A 14,629-nucleotide genomic window follows, 5' to 3' on the forward strand; every position below is an offset into this window, starting at 1 on the left:
GCGCGATGCGCGGCAGCGGCGGCGCGAGCCGCGCGCGCCAGTAGTCGCGGCTCGCCGCCCAGCGCGCGGGCTGCGCGGCCGGGCCGGTGCGTTCGAGATGCGCGGCGAACGACGGCGCGGCGGACCACGCGGGCGCGCCGCCCGCCGCGAGCGCCGCATAGGCCTGCCCCAGCTCGCGCGCGAGCGTCACGAGCGACAGGCCGTCGAGCAGCACGTGATGCGCGCTCACCACGAGGTCGTGCGCGTCGTCGCCGAGATCGAGCAGGTGAAACCGCACCGGCGGCTCGGTCGTCAGGTCGAACGGCCGCGCCAGCTCCGCGTCGAGCCACGCGCGCGCCTGCGCGCGCGGCTCGCCCGCCGGCAGCGCGACCGGCACCAGCCCGTCGCCGGGCGGCCCGATGCGCTGGTGCGCGCCGTCGGCGTCGACGCGCATGCGCAGCGCGTCATGCCGGCGCAGCAGCAGGCGCACCGCCTGAGCCAGCGCCTCGCGATCGGGCGCGCCGCCCAGCTTCACCGTCAGCGATTCGTGGTATGCGCCCGGCGGGCCGACCCGCGACGCCACCCAGATCGCGTGCTGGATCGGGCTCAACGCGAAACGACGCGCCGCGCCCGCGATCAGCAGGGTCTGCGCGCCCGGGCCGTCGCGCTCGCAGGAACGCAGCGCGACCGCGTCCGCGAAACCATGCGCGGCCAGCTGGTCGAGCCACGCATCGGCGTCGAGCAACGGATAGTCGGGGCGCACCGCGTGATCGGCGAACAGCCACCAGCCGTCGGTGAGGCCGAACACGAGATCGAGCCAGCGCGCCCGCCCGCTGCCTTCCAGCACGAACAGCAGCCCGCCCGGACGCAGCCGCGCGCGCAGCTGGTCGAGCGTGCGGCCCAGGTCGGCGGTCGCATGCAGCACGTTGGCCGCGATCACGATGTCGGCTTGTTCGTCGGGCCGCGGCGGCTGTTCGATGTCGAGCAGCCGGTAGGCCATGAACGGATACTCGGCGAACTGCCGGCGCGCGTCGTCGAGGAAACGCGGCGACAGATCGCTGAACACGTATTCCACGCGCCCGGCCGGCAGCGCCGGCACGACGTAGGCGGTGGTGCCGCCCGTGCCCGCGCCGACTTCGAGGAGACGCACCGTCGCGTCCGCCGGCGCGGCGCGCACCGCCGCCGCCACCGCGTCGCGCGCGAGCGTGTTCATCGCGCGCGCCATCGGCGACGCGGTGTACAGCGTGCGCAGCGGCGCGAGATCGCCGCCGGGCGCGAGCACTTCGAGCGGATGGCGCGCGCCGCGCAGCACGTCGGCCAGCGCCGCGCCGCAGCGTTCGAGCAGGCCGCGCTCGTGGGCCACCGCCGCGCCTTCGGCGCTCGCCGGCTCGCCGGCCGCGATCGGCGCAGAGGCGGCGCGCGCGCGCCAGCGGCCGGGGCCGTCCGCTTCGAGGCGCCCTTCTTCGGCGAGGATCTGCAACAGCCGGCCGAACAAGCGGCGCTGCGCGGGCACGACGCCCAACTCGGCCGCCAGCCCCTCGTCCGTCACCACCGCGCCCGGCTGCGCGCGATGGCCGAGCGCGACGAACGCCGCGTCGATATGCTCCACCGCGCGCCGTTCGAGCCACGCCATGCCGCGCGCGTAGGTGCCGAGATCGTGGCGCGCGCGCAGCAGCGCGAGCGTGCCCGCGAGATCCTGGCCCAGCGCCGCCGACGACGGCAGCGCGACGGCCGCCGCAGCATCGGCCGCCGCAGCACCGGCTGCCGCAGCATCGGCTGCCGCAGCGGCATCGTCCGCGGCGACCGCCGGCGCGCCGAACCAGCCGGCCTGCGCCAGCTCGTCGACGACCGCCGTGACCCGCTCGACGATCGTCGCGAGATCGGCCTCGGTATGCGCGGTGGACAGGAAGCAGGTGCGCCCCTCCCACACGTACAGCCCCTTGTCGACGAGGCCGTAGAAGAACGGATCGAGATTGCCGCTCACCTGGAACCGGAACAGCGAGCCGAAATGGGCGACCCGCACCGGCGCGCCGCGGCTCGCGAGCATCGTGTTGAGCGTGTCCGCGAGCCGCGCCGTGCGCGCATTGAGCGTCTCCTGCAACGCCGGGCCGGCCGCCTTGAGGTGCGTCAGCACCGCGCGCGCGGTCGCCATCGTCAGATGGTTCTTGTTGAAGGTGCCCGCGAAGAACACTGTCTCGGCATGCGGGCCGCTCGCGTCGCCGTAGTCCCATGCGCCGCCGTCGATGCCGTCGAGGAAGCGCGCGCGACCGCCGACCACGCCGATCGGCAGGCCGCCGCCGACGATCTTGCCGTACGCGACCAGATCCGCGCGCACGTCGAACCAGGCCTGCGCGCCGCCCGGATGAATCCGGAAGCCGGTCAGCACCTCGTCGAACACGAGCGCCGCGCCGTGCGCGTTCGCGATCTCGCGCAGCCGCCGCAGGAACGCGCGCGGTTGCAGCTCGGGCCGCCGGCTCTGCACCGGCTCGACGAGGATCGCCGCGAGTTCGCCGGCGCAGGCCTCGATCTGCTCCAGCGCGTGCGGCTCGCCGTAGTCGAACATCAGCACGTCGGCGACCGCGCCGGGCGTGACGCCCGCGCTGCCGGGCCGCCCCGGCGCGGCGACCAGCAGCCCGTCCGCGTGGCCGTGGTACGCACCCGAGAACAGCGCGACCTTGGTGCGGCCGGTGGCCGCGCGCGCGAGACGCACGGCCGTCATCACCGCCTCGGTGCCGGTGTTGCAGAACGCGACCCGCTCGACGCCCGTCAGGTCGCGGATCAGTTCGGCCACCTCGCCCGCGAGCGGCGACTGCGGACCGACCTGCAAGCCCCGCTGCCATTGCCCGGTCAGCGCCGCGCCGACGAAGTCGGGCTGATGGCCGAACAACGACACGCCGAAGCCCATCGTGAGATCCAGGTACGCGTTGCCGTCCACGTCGTGAAAACAGGCGCCCGCGCCGTGACTGCCGACGATCGGGTACAGCATCTCCTTGATCGAGGGCCGGAAACCGGCGCTCGCGCGGCTGTCGGCGAGCGCCGCCCGGCTTGCCGCGGCGCGCGCGCGCGAGCCGCCCGTGCGCGCCACGTAGCGCGCCGTCAGCTGGTCGAGGTAGCGCCGCTGCGTGGGGCTCAGCGCCGCCGGCACAGCCGCGGCCGGCGGCGCGATCGCTGCGGCGGCGGCAAGCGCGAACGGCGTCACCTGCCGCGCGGCGGGAACGGGCGTCACCTCCGCGCTCGCCTGCAGCAGCGCAAGCTGTTGCGCGAGCAAGCGTTGCTGCTGCCGGATCAGATCGATGAGCGCGGCCCGATCCGCGGTCGTCGCGGTCGTCTCGGGCGTGCCGGACGCCGGCCGCTCCCTCGCGTCGGCCTCGTCGGCCTCGTCACCGGCCGGCGCGAGCGCGGCCAGATGCGCGGCCAGCGCGCGCGGCGTCGGGATGTCGGAAAACAGCTGTCGCGCGCTGATCTGGATGCCGAAGCGTTGTTCGATCCGATGCACGGCATCGACCAGCACCAGCGAATCCGCGCCCAGTTCGAGAAACGAGGCGTCCGGATCGAGCGCATCGGGGTCGCCGTGCAAAAGCCGGCCGAATTCCGCGATCAGGATCGCGAGAATCCGCGCGTCGCGCGAGGCGGCCGGCGGCGCGTGACGCACCGGCGCATCGGCGCGCAAGGCGGGAGACGCGATCGCCACGGCACTGGCCGCGCGCGCGCCGACCCCGGGCGCGCGATGGTCGTCGGCGTGGGCTGCCCGAGCCGGCGCGGCCGGTGCGCCGTCCACGTGCGGCGGACGTTCCGCGATGGCCGGCTCGTTCGCCGCGCCCATCGCCGACGCGCCGGCCGCCGCCGGCGTATCCGTGTACCAGTACCGCTGGCGCTGGAACGGGTAGCCCGGCAGCGGGACAGGACGCGCGTCCTCCCGGCCGTATACGCCGCGCCAGTCCACGTCCTTGCCGTGCGCGTACAGGACGCCGAGCGCATCGAGCAGCGCGCCGCTCTCGTCCCGGTCCGGCGGCAGCGACGCGATGAAGTGCGCCGCCTCCCCATACCCGCCGCGCGCGCCGAGGCGCGTCAGCGCCGCGCCCGCGCCCAGCTCCAGGAGCAGCTTCGCCCCGCCCGCCGTGACGCCGCGCAGGCTGTCGACGAAGCGCACCGGTTCGAGCAGGTGGCGGCACCAGTAGTCGGCATCGGGCGCGCTCCCCGCCGGCCAGACGGTTCCCGTCAGTCCCGCCACGAGCGGGATCGACGGCGGCCGCCAGTCGACGCGCGCCGCCTCCGCGCGAAACGCCTCGACCATCGGCTGCATCAGCGGCGAATGGAATGCATGGGTGGTGTCGAGCCGGCGACCCTCGATGCGTTGCGCCGCGCCCGCTTGCAGCAGCGCGTCGAGCGCCGCCGCGTCGCCGGAGACGACCGTCGCCTGCGGTCCGTTGAACGCGGCGAGCGCGAGGCGCCCCGGCTCGCGCGCCAGCAGGCCCGACACGGTCTCGGCCGAGGCGAACAGCACCGCCATGCCCCCCGGCTCGGCCAGCGCCGCCGTCAGCCGGCCGCGCGCCGCGACCAGCGCGAGCGCCGGCTCCAGGTCAACCGCGCCCGCCACGCAGGCCGCGACATATTCGCCGAGGCTGTGCCCCAGCACCGCGCGCGGGCGGATGCCCCACGCGCGCCACAATTCGGCCAGCGCGTAGCCGAGCACGAACACGGCGGGCTGCACCTGCTCGGGATCATCGGCGCGCGGCGGCGGCCCTTCGCCGCGCAGCAGCCGCCCGATCCCGCCCGGCGCGCCCAAGGCGCGCAGCACGTCATCGCAACGCTCGACCGCGCGCCGGAACGCCGGCTGCTCGCGATACAGCCCCTGGCCCGCGCCGACCTGCCCCGCGCCCTGCCCGGTCATCATGAATACAAGGTCCGGGCTCGCGTGGCGCGCGGCCGTGCGCTGCACGCCGCCCCAGTCCGCGCGGCCGTCGAGCCAGCCCGACAGGCGCGTCGCGAGTTGCGCGCGCGAGTTCGCCGTCACCGCGAGGCGGTGCGGAAAATGCGCGCGCCCGAGCGCGGCCGTGCGGCCCAGCGCGGCCAGCGGCGACGGTTCGCACGCCGTACGATCCTCATTCAACCCGCGCGTAAAGGCATCGGCGAGCGCGCGCAGCGCGGGCAGGCTGCGCGCCGACAGCGGCAGCAGGCAGGCGCGCGCCGCATCCGCCGGCTGCGCGCGCGGCGTCTCGACCGGCGCTTCCTCGACGATCAGATGGCAATTGGTGCCGCCGAAGCTGAAGCCGCTGAGCCCGGCCACGCGCGGCGCGTCGCCGTCCGGCCAGGACGTCAGCGTGCGCGGGATCTCGAACGGCGTGCCGTCGAGCGCGAGGTACGGATTGAGCGTGTGCAGATGCAGATGCGGCGGGATCTGCCGATGCCGCAGCACCAGCACGGTCTTGATCAGGCCCGCGATGCCGGCCGCCGCCTCCAGGTGCCCGATGTTGGTCTTCACCGAGCCGACCCGGCACCATGCATCCGGCGCGCGCCCTTCGCCGAGCACCGTCTGCAGCGCGCGCATCTCGATCGGATCGCCCACTTTCGTGCCGGTGCCGTGCGCCTCGACATAGCCGATGCGCGCGGGCGCGACGCCGGCGTCCGCGCACGCGCGGCGGATCACGGCCTGCTGCGCCTGGCCGTTCGGCGCGGTGATGCCGTTGCTGGTGCCGTCCTGGTTCACGGCGGAACCGCGGATCACCGCGAGGATCCGGTCGCCGGCCGCGAGCGCGTCGTCGAGCCGCTTCAGGATCACCACCCCGCAGCCCTCGCCGCGCACGTAACCGTCGGCGTCCGCGTCGAACGCGCGGCAGCGGCCCGTCGGCGACATCATGCGCGCCTGCGAGAACGCGACCGTCATGTCCGGCGACAGCACGAGGTTCACCCCGCCCGCGATCGCGAGCGAGGTCTCGCCCTCGCGCAGGCTGCGGCACGCGACATGCAGCGCGACCAGCGACGACGAACACGCGCTCTCCATGCCGAGGCTCGGCCCGTGCAGGTCGAGGAAATAGGACAGCCGGTTCGCGGCGAAGCTGGGCGTGCTGCCCGTGCCGTCGTAGCGATCGATGCGGTCCGGATCGCGGCACAGCATGCGCATGTAGTCGGTGTTGCCGATCCCGACGAACACGCCCGCGTCGCCGCCGCGCAAACTGTGCGGCGAGATGCCGGCATCCTCGAGCGCCGCCCACGCGGTCTCCATCACGAGCCGCTGCTGCGGGTCCATGCGCTCGGCTTCGCGCCGCGAAATGCCGAAGAACTCCGCGTCGAACTGGTCGACGTCGTCGACGAAGCCGCCCCAGCGCGTGACCATCTTGCCCGGGGCGTCCTCGCGCGGGTCGTAGAAGTCCGCGAGGTTCCAGCGCTCGGCCGGCACCTCGCGCACCGCGTCGACGCCGTCGCGCAACAGCGCCCAGAACGCCTCGACGTCGCGCGCGCCGGGAAACCGGCAACCCATCCCGACGATCGCGACCGGTACGCCGCCCGCGCGCGGCGCGGCGGCCCCCAATGGCGCCGCCGACGCCTGCACGCGCGTCATGCGGTCAGTTCCGGATGCGCCGCGGGCGCGAGATGCCCCGCGAGCGCGGCGACGGTCGGATAGTCGTAGCCGAGCGTGGGCGCGAGGTCGCGCGACAGCCAGTCGCTGAGGTCGCCCGTCATCCGCACGATCTCGACCGACGACAGCCCGTAATCGACGATCGGCACCTCGATGTCGATCTCCTCGGCCGGCCGGCCCAGCGCCTCGGCGAGGTAAGCGACGATCCAGGCCTGGATCGCCTCGCGATCGGCCGCGCGCGCCGCGCCGCGCACCTGCACGACGGGCGCCGTGCCGCCCGCGCCGCGCGTGGGCAGCTGCGAGGCCAGCGCATGGAAGCGACGCATCGCCGCGCCGCGCTCGGTGCCGCGCAGCTGCTGCCACGCCTGCCACTGCACGAAGCGGCGCGGATGCAGCACGGGGTTCGGCTGCGGCTCCGTGTTGTCGCCGTACAGGATCTGCTGCTCCAGCGCGCTCAGCTCCAGCCCGACCTCGTTTTCCGGCAGCGCGATGCGGCCGAGCCGGAATGCGTTGTACAGCGCGTGGAACGCCACTTCGTCGGCGTCGAGATCGTGGTTGTCGCGCACCACGTTGCGCTTGAAGCGATCCTCGCCCGACACGAGCACGTTGTAGTGGCGACGCACGTCGTGGCCGTTTTCATCGATCCATTCCTGCGTCTGCCGCCCCGGGTAGACCAGCACGTCCGGGCCGACGTAGCGGCCGATGATGCCGAGCCGGCGCCGCGTCGAATGATTCGGATACGAGCAGTGCATGGTGCGCTCGGTGAAGATGATCGCCTGGCCGGCGCGCACCGGCACGTCCTCGACTTCCCAGTCGTTCTCGTCGAACGCGTAGGCGAACGAATACTGCTGGTTGCGCTGCCAGATCGTCTTGTGCGCGCTGATGCCCGCGAAGATGCCGTCGGCCGCCGGCGCGGCGCTCGGGATGATCTCGAACGCGGTCGACTGCGAGCCGTTCGCGAAGCGCATGCAGCCGTTTTCCTTATCCACGTTGTCGATCGCGACCCACACGGTGAGGTTCACGTGACGTTCCTCGTCGTCCGGATAGACGAGGGTCTTCTTCGAGAAATCGATGTCGCTCGACGAGTAGTGCTCGATCGCCTGGTGCCACTTGATCACGCCCTGGCCCGGCATCTTGCAGAACACGTTGGTGTACCACAGCAGCAGGTCGGGACCGACCATCTGGTTCAGCTTCCCGATCAGCTCCGGCTTGCGGAACATCGCCTTCAGCGGCTCGTGATACAGGTGCAGGTCGCGCGGCGTTTCGAGTCCGAGCACGTTGTTGAAGAAGGTCATGACCTGCTGCCCGTCCGCCTCTTCGATCAGGCGGCCATTGGTTTCCAGGCAATCCTGGATGACGGCGACCTCGGCGGGCGAAAACAGATCGACCTTCACCCAACCCTTGGTGTTGAAGTGCTCAAGCTGCTCGGCTGACAACATGTGAAGTCTCCCCATCACTCGAGATGCGCCCCGTCGGCCGGGGCTTGGTAAGGACGGCCGCTCGCATGAACCTGCGCCAGCGTGCCGGCCAGATAGGCGGCGCGACAGGCCGCCCGCTGAATTTTTCCGCTCGTCGTCTTGGTGATCGTGCCCGGCGCGATCAGCACGATGCGCGCGTTGCCCACGTCGTGCAGCTCCGCGATCGCGCGGCGGATGCTGTCGGTCGCCTGCGCGGGGTCGAGGTCGCGCAGATGGCTGCGGCGCACCTCCTGGACGATCACGAGCTGCTCGCCGTCCGCCGCGTCGATCGAGAACGCCGCGCCGTGGTCGATCCGCAGCGCCGCGTGGCTCGCCTGCGCGGTGCGTTCGAGATCCTGCGGATAGTGGTTGCGGCCGTGGATGATGATCACGTCCTTGAGGCGGCCCGTGACGAACAGGTCGCCGTCCGCGACGAAGCCGAGATCGCCGGTGCGCAGGAACGGCCCGTCGCCGCTGTCGGCGAGCCGCGCGCCGAACGTCTCGGCGGTCTCCTGCGGCCGCTGCCAGTAGCCCTGCGCGACCGCCGCGCCGGCCACCCAGATCTCGCCCACCTGATCGGGCGCGCAGGGGCGCAGCGTGCGCGGGTCGACGATCTCGACGCGCGCGTCGATGCAGCTCGCGCCGTGTCCGAGCAGCACGCGTCCGCCGTCCGCCTCGGAGCGCGCCGCCACCCGGCCGCGCGCGAGCGCGGCGGGATCGATCGCGAAGCGGCGCAGCGGCGCGCCGCGCGGATGCGTGGCGACCTTCAGCGCCGTCTCCGCGAGCCCGTAGCCCGGGCACACCACGTCGGGACCGAGGCCGAACGGCGCGAACGTCTCGACGAAGCGGCGCACGACATCGTCGCGCACGGGCTCCGCGCCGTTGATCGCCACCTTCAGCGTATGCAGGTCGAGCCCCGCGGTCCGGCGCGGATCGGCGGTGTCGACGCACAGCTGGAACGCGAAGTTCGGCGCGGCCGTGTGCGTCGCGCCGAAGTGCGTGATCGCGCGCAGCCAGCGCATCGGCTGCTGCAGGAAGGTCATCGGCGCGAGCTGGTGACACGGAAAGCCGTTGTAGAGCGGCTGCAGCACGCCGTACAGCAGCCCCATGTCGTGGAACACCGGCAGCCAGCTGACCATGCAGCTGTCGGGGCCGTGCCGCGAGGCGCGGTCGATGTCGCACAGCGTCGCGAGCGCATTGCCGTGGCTGACCATCACGCCCTTCGGCTCGCTGACCGAACCCGAGGTGTATTGCAGCCACGCGAGCGCGTCCGGACCGGGCAGCGGCACGTCCGCCGCCGGCAGCGGCGCGTCGGCGCCGCCGCCCGCGAGCAGCGTGCAGCCCGCCTCGCGCAGCAGCGCGTCGAGATCCGGCCGGTCGGCCGCCAGGCTGTCCGGCCCGAGCGCGAGACGCGGCGCGGCTTCGCGCAGGATCGGCAGGAGCCGCGTCATCGGGCGGCCGGCGCGCGGCAGGTCGACGCATACCGCGATCATCCGTGCGTACAGGCAACCGAAGAACGCGACCAGGAACGCCGCGCCGCCCGGGAACAACAGCACCCGGTCGCCCGCGCGGCCGTGGCGCAGCAGGTGCGCCGCGCGGGCGCGCGCGCCGCGGTCGAGCATCGCGTAGGTCAGCGCGTCGCCGGGCTCGTCGCCGTTGCGCGGGAAGTGATAGGCAAGCTGCTCGGGCGTGCGTTCGGCGCGGCCGCGCAGCAGCTGGTTGAGATCGGAGCAAGGCAGGGAGAGCGCCGGGGCGAGGAGCGGTGGCGTGACGACGTCAGCTCCAGTAATAGACATCCTGCCTCCCTTTCGAAAACGCGATGAAGCCGCCGATCGTCACGCGCCGGCCGCCCTCCGCGACCGGCACGACCCGATGCAGGATGGTGCCGCCGTTGAACACGAGGAGCGACCCGGGCGGCGGCGTCACCGACATGCGCGGATAGTTCTCCATCACGTCGGTGATCGGCCGGCCGCGGATCGTGCCCGTGTGCGCGATGCCGCCGCGCTCCTTGTCGAGCCATTCGGTCTCTTCCCAGCGCATGCCGTACAGCATCAGCTCGCCGCCCGCGCGCGGCGCCTCGAGCACGATGAAGAAGCCGAGATGATCGGTATGGCTGACCAGCGTGGACAGGTGGCGATAGCCGCGCGTCGCGTGCAGGAACTGATTCTCGAAATGCCAGCCGATGCCCTGCCCGACTTCCAGCACGCGCACGGTCGCGTGGGTATACGGTTCGCCGTCGGGCGCATTGGGCACCCGCAGGCCGCGGCCGCCCGTCATCGCGCCCAGCAGCTCGGCGATGCGCGAGGAGAAATCGCGGCCGCCCTCGAACAACTGCGCGCAGAACACCCGGAACTCGGCCGCCTCGCGGCGGTAGCGCTCGAGATCCGATTCGGCGATATACAGCGCGGGGCCGTAGATCAGCACCTTGCCGAACGGCGAATCGGGCAGCGGCTCGCGCCGCGTCAGGCGGCTCGAGACGCGCTCGATCTCCTCGCGCGAAAAGGCGTTGTGGATGATCAGGCCGTCGACCCGGCCCTCGCTGATGTCGGCGAGACCGTTCGGCCGCGTCCCGGCCAGGTCGGCGGCGTCGAGTTCCTCGAAACGATAAGGCGGCTCGGCCTCGTCCGGCACGGAAATGACCGTGCGGGCGCCGGCGGATCGGGCCACTGACATACGTCATCCTCCTGGAAGCACATCCGGCCGAGATCGCGGCAAGCCCGCGCCGACCGGGTGGAAATCAAGCGAACCGGTACACACGCCGCACGCCAGGAGGCCGCCCGCGTCCTTTCGGAACGCAGCGGGCGGCCGCTTCCTAGCGCAACGCCGGGAAAATCACTGCCGCTGGATCTGGCTGCCGATGTGGCAGCTGGTCGAGCAGTAGGCGTCCATCAGGGTCCGGACGGTGGCGTTCGTGTAGTAGTCCGTCTTCACCGAGTGGATGTATTGCGTGACTTCCTGCTCGGAGAACGAGAAGCCCTTCTTCTTGCCCACTTCGGCGATCAAGTGCGCGGCCGACGCAACCTTGTCGCCGCCGTTCTTCGTCGCAACCTTGGCATCCTCGAACAACTTCTGGTCGGTCCGCTTGTCGCACTTCTTCAGGAAGTCCACCAGCTGGTCCATCGCCATAACACACCTCTCAGGAAATTATGTTGAGATGATGAGCGTGACCGGAATCCCGCTACCTGCCCGCGAGCCGTCACGCCCACCTCAGTATGGAGACACACTATCCAATTTTTCAAGCTATTTTATGCAAGATTCGATCCTAATAGCATTTCATTTAATTTCATATACGAACAGCGAAAATTTTTGCCAGAAAGCGCTAAACCAATGATCCATGAACACAAGGAATTCGATTTTTTCATTCCTGCCACACGCGCAATGCAATCAAACTGGAAGCCAGCACTTAATTAAAGAATGACGGCTTCCGGAACGGCCATCACTTCTCGTTTACCCTTTTAACAAACGCTTTTCGAGCAATCCAGCCGATTGACCATCGAAATGAAAACAAACTTTTCCTCTATTTTTCCAATATCCAACTATTACCGGACGATTGGCTTTCGATAAAATCAGACCGCAAGAAACCGTCCAAAGCGAGACAAATCCGACGGAACAAGCCAGAATTTCACCAGTGAATTCCCGGAAATTCAAAGCGGCGCATCTCATTCCACGACGCATTGCCTTTCATTATTTTTTCTTATTGAATGAAATGGAATCCGGACAGTCCGGATGCGTTTGTATATTTGAATTGCGCCGCGCCGCGCGCGAATGGTTTAATCCAGTCCGTCACGCCCGCCGGCAGGCGCGCGTGCTCTCCCGCCGCATACGACTCACGGCCGGCGGCCGCCGCGCGCAAGCCTGGAGACCATCGTGAAGCTCAGCGAGCTTGGCAGCATCTTTTTCCTGCAGCTGTTCGTCATCATCGCCGCATGCCGGGCCGTCGGCTGGCTGACGGAGCGCTGGCTGAAGCAGCCGCGCGTGGTCGGCGAAATGCTCGCGGGCGTCGTGCTGGGGCCGTCGCTGTTCGGGCTCGTCGCCCCCACCCTGCAGCAAGCCATCTTCCCACCGGAATCGAAGGGCGTGCTGTATGCCTGCGCGCAGCTCGGCATCGGCCTCTATATGTTCATCGTCGGGCTCGGCTTCCGGAGCGACCACTTCCGCGCCAACAGCAAGAGCGCGATCGCCGTGTCGGTGTTCGGGATGGCCGCGCCGTTCGCCGGCGCGATCCTGCTGGTGCCATGGCTGCTGAACACGCCGGGGTTGTTTCCCGGCCATCCGAGCCCGTTGCAGGCCACGCTGTTCATGGGGGCCGCCATCTCGATCACCGCGTTTCCGATGCTCGCGCGCATCATCCACGAGCGCGGCCTGAACGACACGCGGCTCGGCACGCTGGTGCTGTCCGCCGGCGCAGTCGACGACGCGGGCGCCTGGATCGTGCTCGCGATCGTGCTGGCGACCTTCAGCGGCGACGCCGCCGCCGCATGGCGCGCGGTGACCGGCTGCATCGGCTTCGCGGTCTGCATGATCGCGTTCGGGCCGCGCCTGCTCGCGCCGCTCGGCCAGTGGGCCGAGCGCGACCGCCAGGTCGGCCCGACCCTGCTGTCGGTCGTGCTGCTGCTGTTCATGCTGGCCGCGTACGCGATGGACCGGGTGGGCGTGCACGCGGTGTTCGGCGGCTTCATCCTCGGCGCGGCGATGCCGCGCGGGCGCCTCGCGAGCGAGCTGCGCCGGCAGCTGGAGCCGTTCACGCTCGCGTTGCTGCTGCCGATCTTCTTCGCCTATTCGGGATTGAACACGCGCCTCACGCTGCTCACCGAGCCGGCGCTCGCGCCGCTGACCGCGGCGATCCTCGTCGTCTCGGTCGCCGGCAAGGCCGGCGCATGCTGGCTCGCCGCGCGCATCACGGGCCAGGACAACCGCACGAGCCTCGGCATCGCGTCGCTGATGAACACGCGCGGGCTGATGGAGCTGATCATCCTGAATATCGGCATGCAGGAGCGCGTGATCAGCCCGGCGCTGTTTTCGATGATGGTGCTGATGACCGTGCTGACCACGCTGATGACCACCCCGCTGTTCGAGCTGGTGTACGGCCGCCGCGCGCGTGCGCTGGGCGAGCTGCCCACGCTCGCGGAGCCGGGCGGCGGCGCCGCGGCAGCGGGTGCGGCCGAGGCGGACGCCGCGCTGCGCGCGCGGATGCCGGACCGGCCCGCGTAACGGCAGCGGCATCGCCGCCGTCGAGCGGCGCGCTCACTGCGCGCCGCTCGCGATCAGCATCAGGTTGGTGCCGCAGATCAGCGCGAACAGCCCCCACGCGACCACGCGCGTGACGCCGCCGATCGCATGCTCGCCCATCCGCGCGCGATCGCTGACCGAGCGGATCAGCGGCCACATCGCGAACGGCAGTTGCAGGCTCAACAACACCTGGCTCCACACCAGCAGCTCGCCGACCGAGCCGTCGCCGAGCCACAGCACGCCGATCAGCGCGGGCACGAGCGCGAGCCCGCGCGTGATCAGGCGGCGCTGATAGCACGGGATCTTCACGTGCAGGAAGCCGTCCATGATCACCTGCCCGGCGATCGTGCCGGTCAGCGTCGAGCTTTGCCCGGACGCGAGCAGCGCGACGCCGAACAGCAGCGCGGCGGCGCTGCCCGCGATCGGCGTGATCAGGGTGTAGGCGTGTTCGATGTCGGCCACGTCGGTGCGTCCGGTCGCGTGGAACGCCGCGCCGGCCTGGAGATCGGTCGCCCAGTTGCCGGGGTCCATGTAGCCGATCGCCACCAGCAGGCCCGGGCCGGCGAAGCGGCGCAGTTTCGCGAAGCGCGACAGGCCGGCGTCGATGACGATGCTGCCCTTGACTTCGGCAGGGCAGAACGGCGCGGTGGGCAGGGTCGGCAGAGGCATCGGGGCGGCGGGGCGGGAGTCGGATAGCGGCATTTTACGCATGCCGCCGCGCGGCTCACGCGAGCCGCAGTTCGAGGATCTCGTCCCCCGCTGCGTCGAGCCGGCCGGTGGAAATCCAGCCGAGGCGGCGATAGAAGCCGTGCGAACGCGCGGCCGGATCGATCGTGCAGCCGAGGAACAGGCGCTGGAACCCGCGCGCCCGGAACGACTCGACCACCTGCGCGAGCAGCGCGCGGCCGATGCCGCGCCCCTCGTAGTCCGGCAGCAGCGCGAGCACGACGATCTCGCCGCTGTCGCGCTCGCCGAAACAGTAGCCGACCATCCGGCCGCCGACGCAGCACACCTGCCCCGGCAAGCTGCCGTCACGGATGCCCGCGGCCCAGCTGTCGATGGTGATGCCAAGCTCGCGCAGCCGGGCCTCGGTGAATGCGTTCTCGCGCGTGCGGCCGCGCAAGTCGATGCAGGCGCGGGCGTCGCCGGGCGTCGCGGCGCGGTATCGGGGGGGATCCATGTTCATGTTCCGTTTATGTTCGGCGCTGGCTTCGGCGCGGCTTCGGCGCAGTTTCGGCGCAGTTTCGGCGTGGCTTCGGCGCGGCTTCGGCGCGGTTTCGGCGCGGTTTCGGCGCGGTTTCGGCGCGGCTTCGGCGCGGCTTCGGCGCGGCTTCGGCGCGGCTTCGGCGCGGCTTCGGCGCGGCTTCGGCGCGGCTTCGGCGCGGCA

At 71.1% G+C, this 14,629-nt stretch carries 9 protein-coding genes; 2 read left to right on the plus strand and 7 right to left on the minus strand.

Annotation, left to right across the window (positions count from 1 at the left end):
- The 5 genes from AC1RQF_RS26250 to AC1RQF_RS26270 form a co-directional block, all read right to left on the minus strand.
- Positions 1–6,538 (minus strand): aminotransferase class III-fold pyridoxal phosphate-dependent enzyme (locus AC1RQF_RS26250; RefSeq protein ID WP_492873289.1); only part of this gene is annotated, 6,538 nt, incomplete at its 3' end.
- Complete coding sequence (locus AC1RQF_RS26255; protein ID WP_273996396.1) at positions 6,535–7,995, minus strand: acyl-CoA-binding protein; 1,461 nt, start codon at positions 7,993–7,995, stop codon at positions 6,535–6,537. The genes AC1RQF_RS26255 and AC1RQF_RS26250, both read right to left, overlap by 4 nt.
- A gap of 14 nt (positions 7,996–8,009) precedes the next feature.
- Positions 8,010–9,809, minus strand: a complete 1,800-nt coding sequence (locus AC1RQF_RS26260; protein WP_273996397.1) for a fatty acyl-AMP ligase — start codon at positions 9,807–9,809, stop codon at positions 8,010–8,012.
- Entirely contained in the window at positions 9,790–10,686 is an 897-nt protein-coding gene (locus tag AC1RQF_RS26265; RefSeq protein WP_273996398.1) for a 2OG-Fe(II) oxygenase, read from the minus strand. The genes AC1RQF_RS26260 and AC1RQF_RS26265 overlap by 20 nt, the downstream gene beginning before the upstream one ends.
- Positions 10,687–10,845: 159 nt before the next feature.
- Positions 10,846–11,133: a hypothetical protein gene (locus tag AC1RQF_RS26270; protein WP_273996399.1), complete on the minus strand. Its 288-nt coding sequence runs from the start codon at positions 11,131–11,133 to the stop codon at positions 10,846–10,848.
- Between the two features lie 747 nt (positions 11,134–11,880).
- On the opposite strand from AC1RQF_RS26270, the gene AC1RQF_RS26275 reads away from it, so the two are divergent.
- Positions 11,881–13,224, plus strand: a complete 1,344-nt coding sequence (locus tag AC1RQF_RS26275) for a cation:proton antiporter (protein ID WP_273996400.1) — start codon at positions 11,881–11,883, stop codon at positions 13,222–13,224.
- Between the two features lie 33 nt (positions 13,225–13,257).
- On the opposite strand, the gene AC1RQF_RS26280 is transcribed toward AC1RQF_RS26275, so the two are convergent.
- Both AC1RQF_RS26280 and AC1RQF_RS26285 read right to left on the minus strand, forming a co-directional pair.
- Positions 13,258–13,911, minus strand: coding sequence for a divalent metal cation transporter (locus tag AC1RQF_RS26280; RefSeq protein WP_492873290.1), 654 nt, complete (start codon positions 13,909–13,911; stop codon positions 13,258–13,260).
- Positions 13,912–13,966: 55 nt separating this feature from the next.
- The gene (locus AC1RQF_RS26285) at positions 13,967–14,422 is read right to left on the minus strand and encodes a GNAT family N-acetyltransferase (protein WP_492873291.1); all 456 of its coding nucleotides are present in this window, start codon (positions 14,420–14,422) and stop codon (positions 13,967–13,969) included.
- Between AC1RQF_RS26285 and AC1RQF_RS26290 the strand changes: the two genes are divergently transcribed.
- Positions 14,421–14,629, plus strand: a 209-nt coding sequence (locus AC1RQF_RS26290; protein ID WP_492873292.1) for a hypothetical protein, incomplete at its 3' end; no start/stop codon positions are given. The genes AC1RQF_RS26285 and AC1RQF_RS26290 overlap by 2 nt on opposite strands.

The sequence above is a fragment of the Burkholderia sp. GW821-FHT14F03 genome, assembly GCF_058803765.1.

Coding starts and splice junctions, on each gene's coding strand:
- AC1RQF_RS26255 (WP_273996396.1), bottom strand. CDS start 7,995: ATGTTGTCAGCCGAGCAGCTTGAGCACTTCAACACCAAGGGTTGGGTG.
- AC1RQF_RS26260 (WP_273996397.1), bottom strand. CDS start 9,809: ATGTCTATTACTGGAGCTGACGTCGTCACGCCACCGCTCCTCGCCCCG.
- AC1RQF_RS26265 (WP_273996398.1), bottom strand. CDS start 10,686: ATGTCAGTGGCCCGATCCGCCGGCGCCCGCACGGTCATTTCCGTGCCG.
- AC1RQF_RS26270 (WP_273996399.1), bottom strand. CDS start 11,133: ATGGACCAGCTGGTGGACTTCCTGAAGAAGTGCGACAAGCGGACCGAC.
- AC1RQF_RS26280 (WP_492873290.1), bottom strand. CDS start 13,911: ATGCCTCTGCCGACCCTGCCCACCGCGCCGTTCTGCCCTGCCGAAGTC.
- AC1RQF_RS26285 (WP_492873291.1), bottom strand. CDS start 14,422: ATGGATCCCCCCCGATACCGCGCCGCGACGCCCGGCGACGCCCGCGCC.